Source organism: Streptomyces sp. CC224B (genome assembly GCF_030010595.1).
Lineage (GTDB): Bacteria > Actinomycetota > Actinomycetes > Streptomycetales > Streptomycetaceae > Streptomyces > Streptomyces longispororuber.
The window spans coordinates 1-17,817 of the sequence record NZ_JASCXL010000046.1 but is presented as its reverse complement, the minus strand read 5'-3'; the positions used below and the strand labels follow the sequence as shown (position 1 = coordinate 17,817).

The following is a 17,817-nucleotide window of genomic DNA, read 5'->3' as shown; positions in this document are numbered from 1 at the left end:
GGCGGAACGGAGAGCCCCGGGATTCCGGCGGCCGGAATCCCGGGGCTCCCACGCGGCGCGGCGGTCGCGGGACGCGCTACCGGAGGGCGCTCTGTGTCTCGCGCTGCCAGGCGATCTCGGAGCAGTCGCTCATCAGCGCCAGGATGTCCGGCTCCGCGTCGGACGCGTCCAGGTGCCGGAACTCCGAGGCCAGGGTGATGACGAGCCGCTCGGGCAGGTGCAGGTCCGGGTAGCGGTCCTCCTCGATGAGGTGGCGCGCGGCCTCGGTCGGCGTGAGGCCGCGCGCGTGCAAGGAGGACGCCTGCTCGGACAGGTCCCGCAGGTAGGCGATGTGGCCCCGCAGCCCGTCCTGGTCGAGCAGCGGACCGTGACCCGGCACCACCACGTCCGGGTCCCAGGCGAGGATGCGCTCGCCGGCGCGGGCCACCCCTTCCAGCGGACCCGCCCAGTGGCACACGTGGTCCCCGGCGAACACCACGTCACCGGCGAAGACGATCCGCTCCGTGGGCAGGTGCACCACCATGTCGCCCACCGTGTGCGCCGGACCGACGTCGTGCAGCTCCACCGGCAGGTCCCCGACGCGCAGGTCGAGGCGTCCCTCGAAGGTCCGCGTCGGCCGCTGCACGGTGATGCCCCGGAAGTCGAACCGGCCGAAGTGGCGCCGGAAGTACCAGCCCAGCGGCTGCTCTGGATCGGTCTCCTCGACCAGGTGGCGCAGTTGCTCGGGCGTCGGCTCGACACACTGGTGCTCCAGCGTGCGGCGGGTGGCCACGAGCTGTGCGCCGCGCACCCGCTGGTTGCCCCAGCCGTGGTCGCCGTTGCCGTGGGTGGTGAGCACGGTGGTGATCTCGGTGCCGGGTGGGAGCACCCCGCGCGCGGCGGCGAGGAAGTCGTCGGTGCGGTCGAGGGTGTACGGGGTGTCCACCAGGGCCGCCTCCCCGTCGGCCACGAGCAGGCCGCAGTTGGCGAGTCCCCAGCTTCCCGCGGAGCCCGGGGCCCATACGTAGACACCGGTGCCACCGGTGCCACCGGCAGCCAGGGGGACGAGGGTCGGAGCAGTGTTCATGGTCATGCATTCTCACCCGGCGGCGTGGGGACGAAGACCAGGAAGAAGAAGCGCGACCCGGGCGACCCCAGCGGCTGCGCCGTGCACATCGTCACCGAGCCGAGCACCGACGGCTCGTGCCGGGGACAGCAACGGCTGAAACTCGCCGGATCGAGCCCGGCCGTGCTGATCCCCGCGTGCCGCATCAGGCGCGCGTCGCCGTCGGGGTGGACGTAGGCCACGTCGTGCCGGCGGTAGATGGGACCCGCGACCGGGTCGTCGTTGACCTCCTCGTCGAGCTGCTGGAGGTCCTTGTTGTGCGGGTGCGCGGCGTACGCGGTGCGCAACTGCGCCGTCACCTTGAGGGCCCAGTTCCGCTCCCAGTCGACCAGGTGGCACTCCCGCGCCTCCTCGCGCAGCAGCATCCACCGCATGAGGTTGCGCTCCGGCAACTGCGGCACCGTGTCCGGTACTTGCGGAAACATCCGGATGAAATCGTCATTGCAGGCCAGCACATTCCAGGCCACGTCGTTGATGTAGCACGGCTGTCCTTTGACCCGGTTCACGGCGGTGAGCCACGCGGGGCCCACCTGCGTTCCGGCCAGCGGGTCCATCGGGAAGGGCGGTTCATAACCCAGGGCATAGACATACAGCGCGGTGCGCTCCGGCTCCTCCATGCGCAGCACCGCGGCCACGTTGTCCAGGAACTCGGCCGACGGCTGCGCCATCTCGCCGCGCTCGAGCAGCGCGTAGGTGCGCTCGGAGACGAACAGCTCCTGCGCCACCCTGGCCTGCGAGAGCCCGCGCGAGCGCCGCCCGCGCCCGGTGCGCCGGGGCGAACCGAGGTCGGTCGGGCTGATCTGGCTCCGCTTGAACTGCAGCAATTGCTGCAGGGCCTCCTTGTTGTTCAATTTCCAACCTTTCTCCCGCGCTGTGCCGGGCGATGTCACCGATGCGTAGGAAACATTTTCATCGGAAGTTGAACTTCCTGAAAAACGCGGACCGGAAAAAACACGGCCTGGTGATCCACCGCGGCCCGCCGCGAGAATGGGTGACCGGACCGGACATGCGGGGCGGGGCCACGGGCCACGCCGGTGAGGAGGAGGACACGGTGCTGCGACCGGTGGCCGCCACGGCGGTGCGAGAGCCCGCCGGCAGCGCGGTGGCCCGCACGCTGGCCGTGCTCCGAGCCCTGCGCGAACTGGGTCCCGGGGCGCACCCGCTGGCCGTCGTCGCGGCACGGGCGGAGCTGCCCGCGCCCACCGCGCACCGCTACGTGCGGGCCCTCGTCCGGGAGGGCGCCGCCGAGCAGTGTGGTCCCCGGGGGCACTACGCGCTGACGGAGACGTCACACCGATCCACCCACCTCGTCGATGAGGTCAGGGATACTGGAGTCGGTCAGACCTCGCCTGCGTTGCGTGCCGAGCTCGTCACTCTACAGTCACGGACCGGGCAAGTTTCGCTCCTGTACGCTCCGTTACTGGTGGGCGCTGCCCTGCGGTTCTGCATCGACCGGGCCGTCGGCGCGCACGCCGCGGAGCTGGCCGCGGCCCCGCGGACGGCGCTGCGGCGGGTGTGGAGCGCGCCGCTCGACGAGGACCCCGCGGGCCTGGCCATGCTGGCCTGTCTCGACGGGGTGCCGCCGCCGGGGGTGGCGCTGGACCGCGTCCGTGAGCAAGGTCACGCCGTGGGCCCCTCGCCGCTGCCCGGCTGGGAGTCGGTGGCCGCCCCGGTGTGGCGGGGCTCCGTCCTCGCGGGGGCGGTGGCCCTGCTGGCCCCGCGGGAGCGGTTGCGCGGCGCGGCCGCCCGCACCCGCTGCGTCCACGCCGTGATGGACACCGCCGCCGCCATGAGCGGCCTGCTCACCCGCACCCGCGTCCGGCGGGTGGGCTGACCCGGCGGCCGCCCCGCGCGGCGAGGACGCCCACCGCACCCGTACCACCCCTCACTTCGAAAGGTCCTTCGTGTCCCGCTCCGTACTGATCACCGGCGGCAGCCGCGGCATCGGCCTGGCCACCGCCCGCGCGCTGCAGGCCGCCGGCGACCGCGTCGCCGTCACCTACCGCGGGGGCGAGCCCCCGGCGGGGCTGCTCGGCGTACGCTGCGACGTCACGGACGCCGAGCAGGTCGACGCCGCGTTCCGGAGGGTCGAGGAGGAGCAGGGGCCCGTCGAGGTCCTGGTGGCCTGCGCGGGCGTGGCCCACGACAAGCTCCTGATGCGGATGACGGAGGAGGACTTCACCTCCGTCCTGGACACCAACCTCACCGGTGTCTACCGCGTCGCCAAGCGCGCCACCCGCGGCATGCTCCGCGCCCGCGCCGGCCGTATCGTGGTGATCTCCTCGGCGGTGGGCCTGCGCGGCGAGGCGGGGCAGGCCAACTACGCGGCGTCCAAGGCCGGCCTCGTCGGCTTCGCCCGCTCCCTCGCCCGGGAGCTGGGCTCGCGCGGCATCACCGTGAACGTGGTGGCGCCCGGCCTGACCGAGACCGCCATGAGCGAGGCGCTCACCGGCGAGCAGCGCGAGGCCCTGCTCCGGCAGATCCCCCTCGGCCGCCTCGCGCGCCCCGAGGAGGTCGCCGCCACGGTGGCGTTCGTCGCCTCACCCGAGGCCGCCTACATCACCGGGGCCGTCGTCCCGGTGGACGGCGGCGCGGGCATGGGGCACTGAGACCCCCGCGCGGTCCGCGCGACGGCATCGCGACCGTCGCGCCGACCGCGCGGGTACAGGCGGCTGCGGCGGCCACGACCGGTACGGGGGTACGGCCGTGGCCGCGGCAGCCGAACATGTTCCGCCGCAACTTGGCCTGAGTTGCGGTGGGACACGCTCCGCTCGCGTGTCATCGTGGACGCACCGATTGGTCTGAACCTGACAAGATCGGCGCGACCGCGCCCGGACGCGTCAGGGTGAGGAGCGGACGCATGCGCGGCACCACAGTCCTGCCCGGCGGCACGGCGAACGGCAGCGAGCCCGAGAGGGGAGGGCTGCCCATCCACCGCCTGGAGGTGCCTCGGCCCAACGCCCTGCCCTTCGCGATCGGAAGCTTCGACACGATCGGCCCGATGTCGCGCGCCTCCTTCCCGCACCGGCACACCTTCCACGAGATCGTGTACGTGACCGGGGGCACCGGCAGCCACGTCGTCGACCTCTCCCGGTTCACGCTGCGCCCGCCCCATCTGTGCTTCCTCGCGCCGGGCCAGGTGCACTACTGGGACCAGGTCCGCGACCTGGAGGGCTGTGTGATCCTCTTCACCGACGACTTCCTCCTGGACAACCCGCGCGACCAGGAGACCCTGCGCAGGCTCGGCCGCCGCTCCTGGCTGCACCTGTCCGAGGAGGAGTCGGCCTGGGTGCACCGCCTGGTGGCCGACCTGGACCACGAGTACCGCACCGGCGCCGAGGGCTTCCAGGGCGTGCTCCAGGCCCTGCTGCACGTCCTCGTGGTGCGCGCCGCCCGGCTGCTCGACCCCGAGCGGGACGCCCGCGGCGGCGCCCCGCCCGCCCGCCCCGCCGCCGTCGCCGCCGACTTCCTCGCCCTGCTGGACACGGCCGGGACGCCGCTGTGGTCGGTCCGCGAGTGCGCCGCCCGGCTCGGCGTCTCCGTGAGCTATCTGAACGAGGTGGTGAAGACCGCCATGGGCCGCACCCCCGGGGAGCTGCTCCGCCAGGCGCGCGTCCACGAGGCCAAACGCCTCCTGGTCCGCACGGAGTTGACGGTCCGCCAGGTCGCGGGCCGGGTCGGTTTCACCGATCCCGCCTACTTCTGTCGCTTCTTCCGCCGTGAAACGGGGACGAGCCCGGGCGACTTCCGCCGCGGCGGTGGCGATATTCACCACGACCACCGCCTTCCGTCCATCGCCCGGAACCGGCCCTCCGCATAGCTTCGTAGCCGATCCCCACCCCCCCCACACAGGAGGAGCGATGGACGGCGAGACGCACGCGAACGGCACGGGCGATGTCCCCGTGGACGGCGACGACCTCGGCACCGCGCCGGACGGCTCCCGCCGGGGCCCCAGCCGCAAGACCGTGCTCAAGGCGGCCCTGGCCGCGGGCGTGGCGGTACCGGTCGCGATGATGGGCGCCCCCGCCCTGGCCCGCACCTCGGCGGGCACCGGCACCGTGCCGGAGCTGACCCCGAGCTGTGACGACGGCGACGACCCGACGCCGCCGCAGATGGAGGGCCCGTACTTCAAACCGAACTCCCCCCGGCGCACCAACCTCATCCAGCCCGGCGCGCAGGGCGTCCGCCTGACCGTCACCGGCTACGTCTTCGGCCTGCGGTGCAAGCCCCTGGGCAATGTGCTCCTCGACTTCTGGCAGGCCGACAACCGGGGCGCGTACGACAACGTCGGCTACCGGTACCGCGGCCACCAGTTCACCAACGCGCAGGGCGCGTTCACCCTGACCACGATCTTCCCCGGCCTCTACCCGGGCCGCACCCGCCATCTGCACGTCAAGCTCCAGGCTCCGGGCCGGCCCATCCTGACGACGCAGCTCTACTTCCCGAACGAGCCGCGCAACAACACCGACCCCATCTTCGACGCGCGGCTCCTGATGAACGTCCGGGACGTCGGTGGCGCCAAGGAGGCCGAGTTCGACTTCGTCCTGAACGTGCCGCAGTAGCCGTCGGCGCGTCGGCGACCGTCCCGGGGTCGCCGCGGGAACGCCCCTGATCCCCCGTCAGGGTGGAGCGGCGCGCGGGAGCGCCGGTCCTGCCCGCCGGCACCGCCTGGTCCGTCGCGCCGGTCCGACCGGCGCGGCGGACGCGCAGAGGAGGCGGGTGCCCGGTACGGGTGCGAAGGCGCGGCGGCTGTCGCGGATGGCGAGGACGGCCGTCTGCCTGGGGGCGGCCGTGGCAGCCGCCGCGCCGCCGGCGTTCCCCGGGGCCCCGGCCGGACGCGCGCGGGGCTCCCCTTCCGATCAGGCTCCGGCGGCGGGGCCCCGACGCCCCGGGCCCCGCCGCCGGTCACGCAACCACCTCTCCCGGCACGCGGACGGGACGGCGGGGGTGGGGGGTGCGGCCGGGAGGGGCACCGCTCAGCCCGCCCGGCCGCACACCTCCAGAATCAGCTCCGCCACCGCCCGCGGCTCCCGCAGCGTCGGGAAGTGGTCGCTCCCGGCCGGCCGGACACGACGGCAGCGCAGCATCCGGTGCCGCCCGGTGGGGAAGGGCAGGACGCCGTCCCAGACCCGGGAGTCGCCGACCCCCGGGTGCAGCAGGACCACCGGGGGTGCCTCGCCTCCCGTGTCGTCCGCCCAGACCTCGCCGCCGTCGACCCGCACCATGGTGTCGATGGCGTCAGACCTGCCCCGGTTCGTCCGCTCCCGTGCCGTTCGTACGCAGGTCCGCCACGAGGGCGAAGGACCGGATACGGGCGGCCGGGTCGAAGACCGGGGTGACCAGCATCAGTTCGTCGGCGCCGGTGTCCTTCGCGAGCCGCGCGAGCCGCGCGCCGACCGCCTCCCGGGTGCCCCGGGCCTGGTGGGCGGCGAACGCCGCCACGGCCTCGCGGTCGCGCCCGGTGAGCGGGTGCGCCGCCGCGGCGGCCGGGGTCGGGAAGGGCGTCTCCGCACGGCCGTTGAGCAGGCCCGCCTTGATGACGTCCATCGGCCCGGCGAGCTCGGCCGCCTCCTCCTCGGTGTCCGCGCACACCGTCTCGACGCACACCAGGACGCGCGGCCGCGCACACCACCGGGACGGCCGGAACGCGTCCCGGTACCGCTCCAGGGCGGTGACGGTGTTGTCGGGGCGGATGTGGTGCGCGAACGCGACCGGCAGGCCCAGGGCCGCGGCGAGCGCGGCACCGGCGTCACTGGAGGCGAGCAGCCACGGTTCGGGCAGCTCCCCGAGGCCGGCCTCGTCGAGGAAGCCGAGGATCGCGGCGACGTCCCGGCGGTACTCCTCGTCGGTGGCGGGGCCGGCACCCCGGCGCAGCGCCCGCGCCGTGGGCTCGTGGAAGGTGCCGGGACCCCGGCCGATGCCGAGGTCGACCCGGCCGGGGTGCAGGGCGGCCAGCGTGGCGAACTGCTCGGCCACGGTGAGCGGCGCGTGGTTGGGGGCGAGCACGCCGCCCGAGCCCACCCGCATCCGGGCGGTGGCCGCGGCGGTGTGCGCGGCCAGCAGCACGGGCGGGAAGGCGCCGATGGCGGGGGAGTGGTGGTGCTCGGCGAACCACAGCCGGTCGTAGCCGAGGCGGTCCAACTCCCCGGCGACGGTCCGGCAGTTGCGCAGCGCGTCGGCGGCGGTGGCGCCGTCCTCGACGACGGAGACCTCGAGCGCGGAGAGGGGCAGATCGACCATGTGATCACGATAGGCGAGCGCGGAGCCGGGACAGGGGCCGGGGGCGGGCGGGGCCCCACCCGGGCGTCCTCCGCCCGTCCTCCCCCCGTACCGGGAGCCGTGGCGCGGAGTACGCGGACCAGCGCCGTGCACGAGGACGCGCGCGCCTACGCGCCGCGCGGCCCACGCGCCGTGCGCCCTACGCGCGTACGTAGGCGCGTGCACCCGTAAGTGAGCCCGCCCGCGCGGCAGCCCCACGGGGCCGGTCCAACCGGAACGGGCAACTCCAGGCATGCCCCCTCCAGGGGATGGCGCTCTCCCGCCCGCCCGGCAAGGATGCTCTCCTCCCCGGCGCACCACGGTCCACACGCGTCCGCGCCGCGCCGGAGCCGCACCCCGCGCACGGGAGGAAGAGCCACTGCCATGGGGACACACGCCGCACCACGCCGCCGCAGGCCCGCGCTGTTCGCCGCCGCGGCGGTCACCCTGCTCGCCGGTCTGCTCGGCCTGCCGCGCGCGGACGGCGCGCCCCGGTCCGCCGACGCCTGCCGCACCGCGGGGACCACGCTGCCGCGCGGCGACTGCGGGCCGTTCTGGCAGGTCCTGGCCGAGGACTTCAACGGCGACCGGGTGCCGCTGGGCGCGTTCAGCGACTGCGACCACCGGGTCGACACCTCGGCCGCGTACTGCCGCGGGCTGCGCGGCGAGTACCGCGACAACTGGTGGGCGTACCCCACGGGTTGGCGCGACACCGCCAACGAACGGCAGCGCGGCCGGAGCGTGGCGGGCGTCTACCACCCCGAGGACACCGTGAGCGTCGGCCCTGCGGCGAACGGCGACGGGCGTATGCGCATCCGGATGTGGCGGCCCGCCGACGGCGGCCCCGTGCACGCCGCGGCGGTGGTACCGCGGCCCGTCATGCAGATGAAGTACGGCAAGTACAGCGCGCGCATCAAGGTCACCAAGCCGGCCGCCGGGTACAAGTCGGCGTGGCTGCACTACGGCGGCGGCTGCGAGATGGACCACCCCGAGGGCGAGTGGACGGCCTCCCTGAGCGCTTTCCACCACCCGTGCGGCGGGGGCAGGCAGGGCTCGTTCCACGGGGCCGACGACTGGACGCAGTGGCACACCGTGTCGACCGAGTGGACACCGGGCCAGGTCCGCTTCTTCGTCGACGGCCGACAGGTGGGCCGCGACACCCGCGACGTGCCCGACCACCCGCTGTCCTGGGTGCTGCAGAACGAGAGCGCCCTGGAGGGCCCGGTGGCGGCGCCGGGCAGCAGCGCCCAGTTGGAGATCACGTGGGTCGCCGCGTACGCGTACGGCTGGAGGTGACCCGGCCGGCGGGGCACGGCACCGACGTGGTGCCGGGGCACGGCGGGCAGGGCACGGCGGGGGGGCACGGTGGCGGGATGCGACGCCGGGGTACGGCGGCCAGGGCGCGGCGGCGGGACATGGTGCCGGGACGCGGCGCTCCCCGGCGCCGGGCAGCCGAAGGGCCGGACGGCGACTGCCGTCCGGCCCTCGCGATCCGGGGCGTGTCACCCGGCCCGGCGTGTCAGTCCCACTTGTAGCCGTCGCCGAAGTTCAGCGTGTGCTCCAGGACGTCCTCCATCGGGTCGTCGATCTGCCCCGTGTTGATCAGCGCCACCACGGGCGCGTTGTGTGAGTCGCGGTGCGTCTCGTCCGCGTGCGCCGTGCCGGACGCCAGGACGACCGGTCCGGTCGCCACCGCGGCCACCAGCGCCCAGCGGGACACCTTTCTCACCCAACTGCCGTTCACAGGCTGCTCCTTGACTCGTCCGGCGGGCGCGACCCGTCCGGCCCGCGGACCGGCCGTTCCGGTCCGCACGCCGTGGGCAACGCCCGCGGCGCCCCAGAAGTCACCGACGATCATACGAACGGGTTGTCCGCACGGCGTCCACCCAGGGTGGTGAGGCCAAGGCCGCCGGATAGGCTGCGACTTCGGATCATGGACGTGGCGGGAGGGGCCCATGGCGGTCGACTGGGTGCGGTTGAAGCTCGACCTGGACGCGTTCGACCGGGAGCGGTTCGAGCCGGTCCTGCGCCGCTGCCGGCAGGACGGGATCACCTTCACCACCATGGCGCAGGCCGGTGACACCCCACGGCACCGGCGGGCCCTGTACGAGTTGAACAAGACCTGCTCGGCCGACATCCCGGGGCGCGGGCCCTTCCACACGTACGAGGAGTACCTCGCCGAGCGCGTCGAGACGCCGCTGTACGACCCCCGCGGTGTCGTCCTCGCGGTGGACGGCGGGACCTGGGCCGGTATGGCCGCGACCACCCTGCGGCCCGAGGGTCACGCGTTCAGCGAGATGACCGGCGTCCTGCGCGGCCACCGGGGGCGGGGGATCGCGGTGGCCATGAAGGTCCTGGCCGCCGACTTCGCCCGCGCGGCCGGGGCGCGTGAGCTGCGCACCCTGCACCACCCCGGCAACGCCCCGGTCATCGCCCTGAACCGGCGCCTGGGCTTCACCGACGACGTCCCGGCGGGCGCGGGCGCCTGACGGCCGCGCCGACGAGGCCCGCGCGGCGCGCATGCTCACCCACCGCGCCGCGCCCCGGCGGGGCTCAGTGCCCGTGCGGCATCAGCCGTCCGACCGCCTTCCAGGTCGCGCGCAGACCGCGCAGCCCGGCGGGGCCGGGCGCGGTCGGCACGGCCGGCGCGGGCGGGGGCGGCACCGGCACGAGCGGGGCCTCCGGGACACGGGCCTCCCAGTCGCACGGCGGCGAGGGGCAGCCCGCCGCCCTGCCGGACGGCCCCGGCGCGCCCCGGAGCGCGAGCGCGTCGTCATGCGCCTTGAGGCCCACACTGACCAGCGTGAGCAGCAGCGCGATGTCCATGTCGCCGTCCAGCAGGACCGTCACCCACGACGCTCCGGGCCGCACGCGGATCGCGGTGTTGTGCGTCAACTGGGGCCGCAGCCGGTCGACCGCCGCCCGGGTCAGGCAGACGTCCGCGGCGTCGTCGGAGTGGAAGTGCACCAGCTCGTAGCCCGCCTTTCCGGGCGCGCCAGGTGTGCCGTACGAGCGGCCCACCGCGCACCGGGGAGGGCCACTTACGAGATCCGGCCACGACTCCAACTGGGTCATGGCACGCTGCGCCGCCGTCATACGCCCCATCGTCGCGCGGATTTCACCCGGCGAACCACCCCTGTTCACAGACCGCTTGCCCGCGCGGGCCCCGCTACCCGGCCCCGCCGGAGGTCAACGGGGGTGTGCGGCGCGACCGGCCCTCCGGGAGGGGCGGCGCGATGTCACCCGCGCGTGCCGGTGACGTGCGATGTTGTCCTACTACAGCACCAACTACAGTGATGTACATCACATCAGGGGCGGGGAACTCCCCTCGCGTGCCGCTCGACCCATGGACCGGTCCGGTCACCGCCGGAGCACTTGTACCACCGACCGGCACCAGGAGAGCACGCCATGTCCACCGCACCTCCCGCCCCCGCCCCGCCCGACGGCCGCCCCGCGCCCGCGGAACAGCCCGCCCCACGGCGGTCCGCGTGGGCCTCGCTGCGCCCGCTGGTGCTGCGCCTGCACTTCTACGCCGGCGTGCTGATCGCCCCGTTCCTGCTGGTCGCCGCCGTCACGGGCCTGCTGTACGCCGCCTCGTACACGGCCGAGCGCATCGTGTACGCCGACGAGTTGCGGGTGCCCGTGGGCGACAGGGAACTCCCCGTCGAGCGGCAGGTCGCCGCGGCCCGCGAGGCACACCCGCGGGGGAAGGTCACCGCGGTGCGGCCCTCCCCGGAGGACGGCGCGACGACGCGGGTCCTGCTCTCCGGGGTGCCGGGCGTGGCCGAGGACCGCACCCTCGCCGTGTTCGTGAACCCCTACACCGGCGAGGTGCGCGGCGCCGAGGAGCAGTACGGCTCCAGCGGCGCGCTGCCGCTGCGCACCTGGATCTCCGGCCTGCACAAGGACCTGCACCTGGGCGAGACGGGGCGGCTGTACAGCGAACTCGCCGCGAGCTGGCTGTGGGTGATCGCGGGCGGCGGCCTCGTCCTGTGGTTCGGACGGCGCCGGGCGCGGCGCAGGGTACGGGGCACGGCGGGCCGCCGCCGGCTCCTTTCGCTGCACGGCACGGTGGGCGCCTGGGCCGCCGCGGGCCTGTTCTTCCTGTCGGCCACGGGCCTGACCTGGTCGGCGTACGCGGGGCAGAGCATCAGCGACCTGCGCCAGGCCCTGGGCCAGACGACACCGACGGTCTCGACGAGCGGTGCGGGCGCTGGTGCCGGGGAGCACGCCGGGCACGGCGGGGGGTCCGCGGGCGCGGGCACGGCGGGCGGTGCCGACGGCGCCGGGGGCGTCGCGGGCACCGGTGGCGGGGGAGGCGCGGCCGGTGCGGGTGACATCGGGCTCGACGCGGTCCTCAAGGCCGCCCGGGCCGAGGGGCTCTCGGACCCGGTGGAGATCGTGCCGCCCGCCGACCCCGCCGCGCCGTCGCCGGCGTACGTCGTCAAGCAGATCCAGCGGAGCTGGCCCGAGAAGCAGGACTCGGCCGCGGTCGACGCGCGGACCGGCCAGGTCGTCGACGTCCTGCGGTTCGACGACTACCCGGTGCTCGCCAAGCTGACCCGCTGGGGCATCGACGCGCACGCCGGCACGCTCTTCGGCCTCGCGAACCAGATCGCGCTGGCCGTCCTGGCCCTCGCCCTGGTCCTGCTGGTCGTGTGGGGCTACCGCATGTGGTGGCTGCGGGGGCGCACCGGCGCCTTCGGCCGCCCGCTGCCGCGCGGCGCGTGGCAGCACGTCCCGGCGTACGTCCTCGTTCCGCTGATGGCGGCGGTCGCGGTCCTCGGCTACTTCGTGCCCCTGCTCGGCATCCCGCTGGCGGCGTTCCTCGCGGTGGACGTGGTGCTCGGCGAGATCGCCCACCGCCGCGGCCGGCGCAGCTACCCGCCGCTGCCCGGGCGGTGAGGGACGGCGGGGCGGAACCGGCCGGGTGAGTCCGGGGCGGGCCGCGTGAGTTCGGCCGGGGCCGGGGGCGGGGCAGGGGCCGGTTCCGGCCGTTGCCGCCCGCGACGCCGACGATCTACGCTCGCGTGCGTTCTTGACTCCAAGTCAGCCAACTCGATGGGGTGCGCGGTGGATTACCGGGACTACAGGACGTACGACGCGGTCGGACTCGCCGAGCTGGTGGCGCGGGGCGAGGTGACGCCGGCCGAGCTCCTGGAGGCGGCCCTCGCGCGGGCCGAGGCCGTGAACGGGAAGATCAACGCGATCGTCCGCCCCATGCCGGTGATCGCCCGCGAGCGCGCCGCGGGCCCGCTCTCCGGGCCCTTCGCCGGTGTGCCGTTCCTCATCAAGGACCTGCTCCAGGACTACGAGGGCCGGCCGACGGGCGGCGGCTCGCGGGCGTCCCAGGGGCTCGTCGCGGGGCGCCACAGCGAGGTGGTCCGGCGGTGGCTGGACGCCGGGCTCGTCGTCTTCGGGCAGACGAACACGCCGGAGTTCGGCATCAAGAGCGTGACCGAGCCCGAGGCCGGCGGCCCGACCCGCAACCCGTGGAACCTCGCCCACACGCCGGGCGGTTCGTCCGGCGGCTCCGCGGCCGCGGTCGCCGCGGGCATCGTCCCCGCCGCGGGCGCGAACGACGGCGGCGGCTCGATCCGCATACCCGCCGCCTGCTGCGGGCTCTTCGGCCTCAAGCCGGGCCGGGGCCTGGTGCCCGCGGGCCCCGCGCACGGCGAACTCCTCGCGGGCGCGGCGAGCGACGGCGTCGTCTCCCGCACCGTGCGCGACAGCGCCGCCCTCCTCGACGTCCTCACCGCCCGCCCCGACCCGGGCGCCCCGTTCCTCGCGGCACGCCCCGACGCGCCGTACGCCGACCTCGCCCGGCGCACCCCGCCGAAGCTGCGCGTCGGCGTCAGCACCCGCTCGCCGATCGGCACCCCGGTGGCGCGCGAGGCGGTCGAGGCCGTCGAGACGGCCGTCAAGCTCCTCACCGGCCTCGGCCACGAGGTGGAGGAGGCCGAACCCGCCGTCGACGGGCTGCGCATGGCCGACGACTTCATGGCCATGTACGCGACCCAGAACGCCGCGACGATGGCGGAGCTCAAGCACAGGACCGGCGCGGCCGACACCGACTTCGAGCTCGACACGCGGCTGCTCGCCGCGGCGGGCCGCGCGCTGGGTGCGGTGGAGCACACCGTCCGGCTGGGGCGCTGGAACCTCTACACCCGGCAACTGGCCGCGTTCCACGAGACGTACGACCTGCTGCTCACGCCGACGCTCGCCCGGCCGCCGGTGCGGATCGGCGAGCTGGACACACCGTGGGTGACCCGGCAGGTCGGCAAGGCGCTGCTCAGGGCGGGCGTGGCGGGCAGGCTCAGCAGGACCCGCCTGTGGCGGCAGGCCGTCGTGGCGAACCTCGCCCCCAACCCCTTCACCCAGCTCGCCAACATCACCGGCCGCCCCGCGATGTCCGTCCCCCTCTACCGCACGCCCGGCGGCCTGCCCCTGGGCGTGCAGTTCACCGGGCCGCTGGGCGGCGAGGGCACGCTGCTCGCCCTCGCCGCCCAACTGGAAGCGGCCGCTCCGTGGGATGCGGAGCGGCCGGCTCTGTGAGGCGGCGCGGCGGGCGCGCGCCATGCCGACGCGCGCCCGCCGCTCACCTCGTGCCTACGGCAGGGTGGTCACCGCACGTCGACGGCGTCACCGGCGGCCTTGACGGCCGGGGTGGTGGAGTTGCCCGCGAAGCTCCAGCGGTACGAACCGTCGGCCGTGGCCTTCACCGTGGTCTTCAGGTTGCCCTTGGTGTCGGACTTGACCGTCTTGACCGCGGAGTAGGCGCTGGCGCCCTTCTTCTTGTACTCCAGCGTCACCGACTGCTTGGTGTAGCCGGAGAACTTGTGGGTCTCCCAGTTGGCGCGGGTCAGCGCGCCCGTGACGGTGAGCGTCTTGCCCTTCTTGATCGGCTCGGGCGAGGCGTTGACCGTCAGCTTCGACTCACGCTGGACCTTGAAGGCGCCGGTCTTCTCCGCGTACACGCTGTCCGTGTCGGACTGGAGCAGGGCGTTGACGTACCAGCCGCCCGCCGGGGTGTTGTCGTAGAAGTCGGTGTCCGGGTCGATGGTGTACGTCGCCGTGCACGTCGACTTGCCGTTCGCGAACGAGCAGGAGGCGTCGCCCTGCGAGCTCGCCATGGCGAAGTTCGGGCCGTACAGGGTGATGTCGGTGTCGGTGAACGCGGAGTCGGTCGCGGCCGTGACGGTCACCTTGAAGGTCTTGGCGGCGGTGGTGCCGAGCACGACCGGCTTGCCGCCGTTGACGGTGACCTTCTCGACCGTGATGTCCTGCGGCGCGGCGGTGGCGCCGGGCGCGGCGAAGCCCAGGGCGGCCACGGCGAGAGCGGAGCCGAGCACGGCCGTACGGGTGCGGTGTCCCATTGAGTGGAGTCCCCCCACAGAAGGTGCCGGGACAGATGATGCCCCGGCGACAGGTGTGAACGAGGTGACCTTACGTTCTTCACCCCGTCTTCATCACCGTGGTGATCGCCACGTGCGTCGCGTACAACCTTTCGCGGGGATGGCGTGCGAGGAGCGCCGGGTTCCCGCCATGGGACAGGTTCCTCGACAGCCCTGCGCACAGGGGCAGTTACGGCGTGCGAGAAGTGCCGGCGCGGGAGTGAGTGCCGCGCAGCGCTCGGAGCGCGGGGCGATCAGGCGGCGTGGGGGAGCACAGCGTGCGTCGCGCGGCGCTCCCGGAGGTAGCCGCAAGGGGTACCTGCTGGCCGAACCTGTCAAGGAGGACAGATGAAAGCGATCGGTCGTGTGTTGGTCACGCTCGCCGCGGCAAGCGTGTTGAGCCTGTGGGGAGCGGGGTTCGCCGCTGCGGCTCCGCTCCCCGGCGTCGGCAGTGCCCTCGACGCCGCGGGCAATACCGCCGGCCTGGCCGGCGGAAGCCTCTCGCTCCACCTGTGAGGGTCACCGTCTCATGCGCCGGTCGCCGCGCACCGTGAGATCGGGCCCGCTCGGCCCTGGTGCGCGGCCCGGTTCGCCCCGCCCGGCCGGCGCCGCCGCCGGTCGGGCGGGGCGGTGCCCCGGCCTGTCACCGCATCGCACATCCGCCTTCGTCCCATCCCACTGGCCCTGGTGCCCGAGGGGCGTCGGACCGCACCGGTCCGACGCCCCTTCGCACGCGCCGCCGGCTCGCCGCGCCCGCACGTCGAGGCCGACAGGCGGTTGTCGGCTTCGCGCAGGACGCCGGCGCCGCGTCCCGTGGCGTCACGCCGGGCGGTGCTTCCGTGCCCGCCCCCGATCGCGTGTGCGCGGCCCTCGGCCGTGTGTTCGCCGCGCGCGGTCCGGGGCGCGTACGGGACCGGCTTTGTGTGAACCCCACAGTTCACGCCCCTCAGCTCTGCACGGTCGGCCCCCGCCGCGGGACCGGGTGTTCGATCAGGATGAGCGGGTGTCTGAACTGCTGAATCCCGCGGACCCGGCGTTCGCCCGCGACCCGTACCCGTTCTACGCGCGCCTGCGTGAGCGGAACCCCGTCGCCCGGGTGGAGCTGGCGAACGGAACGCACGCCTGGCTGGTGACCGGGTACGAGGAGGCGCGGCGGGTGCTCGCCGACCCGCGGTTCTCGAACGTGCCGGCGCGGCACGCCGGGCGGCCCAGGCCTCCGTCGGCGGCGGAGCGCGCCCGCCAGTGCCTGGCCCGGCACATGCTCAACACCGACGCGCCGGACCACAGCAGGCTGCGCCGCCTGGCCACGGCGGCGTTCACGCCCGCGCGGGTGGACGCCCTGCGCCCGCGCGTCGAGCGCCTCGCGGGCAAGCTCGCGGGCGACGTCTCCCGGTGCCTGGCCCGCGACGGCGTGGCCGACCTGGTGGACGCCTTCGCGTTCCCGCTGCCGGTCCTGGTGATCGGCGAGGTCCTCGGCGTGCCCGAGGCCGACCGCGCGGACCTGCGCGCCTGGACGTACCGCGTCGGCTCGCCCGCCGACGCGCTGGAGCCCGGCGCGGCCGACGCGGCCTGGTCGAGCCTGCACGCGTACTTCGGCACCCTCATCGCGCACAAGCGGCGCGCCCCCGGCGACGACCTGTTCAGCTCGCTCGTGACCGCCCCGGACGAGGGCGGCCTCGACGACGAGGAGCTGCTCGCCATGGCGTTCCTGCTGCTCTTCGCGGGCTACGAGACGACGATGAACCTCCTCGCGTCGGCCGCGCTCGCGCTGCTCACCCACCCCGGCGAACTCACCGCCGCGCGTCGCGACGGCGCCGGGCGGTGGGCCGCCGTCGTGGAGGAGACCCTGCGGCACGCCAGCCCGCTGGAGGGCACGACCTGGCGGCGCACCACGGAGGCCGTAACCCTCGACGGGGGCACCGTCATACCGGCCGGGGCCTCGGTCCTGGTCGTCCTCGCCGCCGCCAACCGCGACCCCGCGCACTTCCCCGCCCCGGACGACTTCCGGCCGGACCGCTATCTGGCCGCCGGGCGACCGGCACCCCACGCGGCCTTCGGCCACGGCCCGCACTTCTGCCTCGGCGCCCGCCTCGCCCGCCTGGAGGCCACGATCGCCCTGCCCCGCCTCTTCGCCGCCCTGCCCGGCCTGACCCTGGCCGCACCCCCCGACACCCTCGCCCACCGGCCCGGACTGCTGGTGCGGGGGCCGCTGCGGCTGCCCGTACGGGACGGGGACGCGGCGCTGTCCGCGCCCCTCGCGCACCCCTCCGCGCACCCCGGCGGGCAGGGATGACCCGGCCCGCGACAACGGCCGGGAAGCGGGGGTGCGGGGCGGGTTCTTCGGCCGATGTGGCCCTCGTGACCATGAGGGAGCGTTTCGCGGGTACTCGCGGGTCTGGACACAGCACCTTCCGGGTCCGCCCTACCGCGGGCCCGTGTTCCGGAGAGGAGACCCACGTGTCGCAGGTCGAGGAATCGATCGAGGTCAACGTGTCGGTGACCACCGCGTACAACCAGTGGACGCAGTTCGAGTCGTTCCCGGAGTTCATGGACGGCGTGGACCGTGTCGAGCAGCGGTCGGACACCCTGACCCACTGGACCACGTCCATCGGCGGGGTCAAGAGGGAGTTCGACGCGCAGATCACCGAGCAGATTCCGGACAACCGCGTCGCCTGGACCACGGTCGGGGGCGAGGCGCGGCAGGCGGGAGCGGTCACCTTCCAGCGCCTGGACGACGCCCGCACGAAGGTGACGCTGCGGATGGAGTTCGCCCCGGAGGGCGCGGCCGAGAAGGTCGGTGACAAGCTCGGCCTCGTCAAGCGCCAGGTCACCGGCGACCTCAAGCGCTTCAAGACGTTCATCGAGTCCCGGGGCGCGGAGACCGGTGCCTGGCGCGGCACCGTCTGAGTCAGGCCGTACGGCCGCCACGGGAGCGGGAACAGAAGTGGGGGGGGGGGGGGGGGCCGCAAAACGGGGACCGCACCCCCCCCCCCCACCCCCGAAAAGTCAAGCAACCCCCCCGCGCCCCGCACACGCGCAGCACCAGCCGCGCGCGGCGGC

At 74.6% G+C, this 17,817-nt stretch carries 17 protein-coding genes and 1 pseudogene; 11 read left to right on the top strand and 7 right to left on the bottom strand.

Going from position 1 to position 17,817, the window contains the following annotated elements; genetic code table 11:
* Positions 1–76: 76 nt before the first annotated feature.
* Positions 77–1,066: an MBL fold metallo-hydrolase gene (locus tag QK440_RS19595; RefSeq protein WP_282794438.1), complete on the bottom strand. Its 990-nt coding sequence runs from the start codon at positions 1,064–1,066 to the stop codon at positions 77–79.
* 2 nt (positions 1,067–1,068) lie between these two features.
* Positions 1,069–1,956 carry a helix-turn-helix domain-containing protein gene (locus QK440_RS19590; RefSeq protein ID WP_282794437.1) on the bottom strand — a complete coding sequence of 296 codons (888 nt, stop codon included), beginning with the start codon at positions 1,954–1,956 and terminating at the stop codon, positions 1,069–1,071.
* Between the two features lie 68 nt (positions 1,957–2,024).
* Between QK440_RS19590 and QK440_RS19585 the strand changes: the two genes are divergently transcribed.
* The 4 genes and pseudogenes from QK440_RS19585 to QK440_RS19570 form a co-directional block, all read left to right on the top strand.
* Positions 2,025–2,939: a helix-turn-helix domain-containing protein gene (locus QK440_RS19585; protein ID WP_282794436.1), complete on the top strand. Its 915-nt coding sequence runs from the start codon at positions 2,025–2,027 to the stop codon at positions 2,937–2,939.
* Between the two features lie 70 nt (positions 2,940–3,009).
* A complete protein-coding gene (gene fabG / locus QK440_RS19580; RefSeq protein ID WP_282794435.1) occupies positions 3,010–3,714 on the top strand; it encodes a 3-oxoacyl-ACP reductase FabG in 705 nt (234 codons plus the stop codon).
* A 251-nt stretch (positions 3,715–3,965) separates the two neighbouring features.
* Positions 3,966–4,925 carry an AraC family transcriptional regulator gene (locus QK440_RS19575; RefSeq protein ID WP_282794434.1) on the top strand — a complete coding sequence of 320 codons (960 nt, stop codon included), beginning with the start codon at positions 3,966–3,968 and terminating at the stop codon, positions 4,923–4,925.
* 40 nt (positions 4,926–4,965) lie between these two features.
* A pseudogene (locus tag QK440_RS19570) lies at positions 4,966–5,664 on the top strand (dioxygenase); the annotation flags it as partial.
* A 417-nt stretch (positions 5,665–6,081) separates the two neighbouring features.
* On the opposite strand, the gene QK440_RS19565 reads toward QK440_RS19570, so the two are convergent.
* Positions 6,082–6,330: an alpha/beta hydrolase gene (locus tag QK440_RS19565; protein ID WP_282794432.1), complete on the bottom strand. Its 249-nt coding sequence runs from the start codon at positions 6,328–6,330 to the stop codon at positions 6,082–6,084.
* Positions 6,331–6,343: 13 nt separating this feature from the next.
* Positions 6,344–7,345, bottom strand: coding sequence for an MsnO8 family LLM class oxidoreductase (locus QK440_RS19560; RefSeq protein ID WP_282794431.1), 1,002 nt, complete (start codon positions 7,343–7,345; stop codon positions 6,344–6,346).
* A 402-nt stretch (positions 7,346–7,747) separates the two neighbouring features.
* Between QK440_RS19560 and QK440_RS19555 the strand changes: the two genes are divergently transcribed.
* Positions 7,748–8,659, top strand: coding sequence for a glycoside hydrolase family 16 protein (locus QK440_RS19555; protein WP_282794430.1), 912 nt, complete (start codon positions 7,748–7,750; stop codon positions 8,657–8,659).
* A 223-nt stretch (positions 8,660–8,882) separates the two neighbouring features.
* Here QK440_RS19555 and QK440_RS19550 read toward each other — a convergent pair whose 3' ends face one another.
* Positions 8,883–9,083, bottom strand: a complete 201-nt coding sequence (locus QK440_RS19550) for a hypothetical protein (RefSeq protein WP_282794476.1) — start codon at positions 9,081–9,083, stop codon at positions 8,883–8,885.
* 235 nt (positions 9,084–9,318) lie between these two features.
* Here QK440_RS19550 and QK440_RS19545 point away from each other — a divergent pair, with 235 nt between their 5' ends.
* On the top strand, positions 9,319–9,852 hold the full coding sequence (locus QK440_RS19545; RefSeq protein ID WP_282794429.1) for a GNAT family N-acetyltransferase: 534 nt from the start codon (positions 9,319–9,321) through the stop codon (positions 9,850–9,852).
* A gap of 64 nt (positions 9,853–9,916) precedes the next feature.
* Here QK440_RS19545 and QK440_RS19540 read toward each other — a convergent pair whose 3' ends face one another.
* The gene (locus tag QK440_RS19540; RefSeq protein WP_282794428.1) at positions 9,917–10,459 is read right to left on the bottom strand and encodes a luciferase family protein; all 543 of its coding nucleotides are present in this window, start codon (positions 10,457–10,459) and stop codon (positions 9,917–9,919) included.
* Positions 10,460–10,771: 312 nt separating this feature from the next.
* Between QK440_RS19540 and QK440_RS19535 the strand changes: the two genes are divergently transcribed.
* Both QK440_RS19535 and QK440_RS19530 read left to right on the top strand, forming a co-directional pair.
* The gene (locus QK440_RS19535; RefSeq protein ID WP_282794427.1) at positions 10,772–12,268 is read left to right on the top strand and encodes a PepSY domain-containing protein; all 1,497 of its coding nucleotides are present in this window, start codon (positions 10,772–10,774) and stop codon (positions 12,266–12,268) included.
* Between the two features lie 168 nt (positions 12,269–12,436).
* Positions 12,437–13,918, top strand: a complete 1,482-nt coding sequence (locus QK440_RS19530; protein ID WP_282794426.1) for an amidase family protein — start codon at positions 12,437–12,439, stop codon at positions 13,916–13,918.
* Between the two features lie 68 nt (positions 13,919–13,986).
* Here QK440_RS19530 and QK440_RS19525 read toward each other — a convergent pair whose 3' ends face one another.
* Positions 13,987–14,739: a calcium-binding protein gene (locus tag QK440_RS19525; RefSeq protein WP_282794425.1), complete on the bottom strand. Its 753-nt coding sequence runs from the start codon at positions 14,737–14,739 to the stop codon at positions 13,987–13,989.
* A 366-nt stretch (positions 14,740–15,105) separates the two neighbouring features.
* On the opposite strand from QK440_RS19525, the gene QK440_RS19520 reads away from it, so the two are divergent.
* From QK440_RS19520 to QK440_RS19510, 3 genes are all read left to right on the top strand, one after another.
* Positions 15,106–15,273, top strand: coding sequence for a hypothetical protein (locus tag QK440_RS19520; RefSeq protein ID WP_282794424.1), 168 nt, complete (start codon positions 15,106–15,108; stop codon positions 15,271–15,273).
* Positions 15,274–15,760: 487 nt separating this feature from the next.
* Positions 15,761–17,050 carry a cytochrome P450 gene (locus QK440_RS19515; RefSeq protein WP_282794423.1) on the top strand — a complete coding sequence of 430 codons (1,290 nt, stop codon included), beginning with the start codon at positions 15,761–15,763 and terminating at the stop codon, positions 17,048–17,050.
* Between the two features lie 164 nt (positions 17,051–17,214).
* Positions 17,215–17,664 (top strand): SRPBCC family protein, encoded by a 450-nt coding sequence (locus QK440_RS19510; protein ID WP_282794422.1) that lies wholly within the window; start codon positions 17,215–17,217, stop codon positions 17,662–17,664.
* The last annotated feature ends 153 nt before the right edge of the window (positions 17,665–17,817 follow it).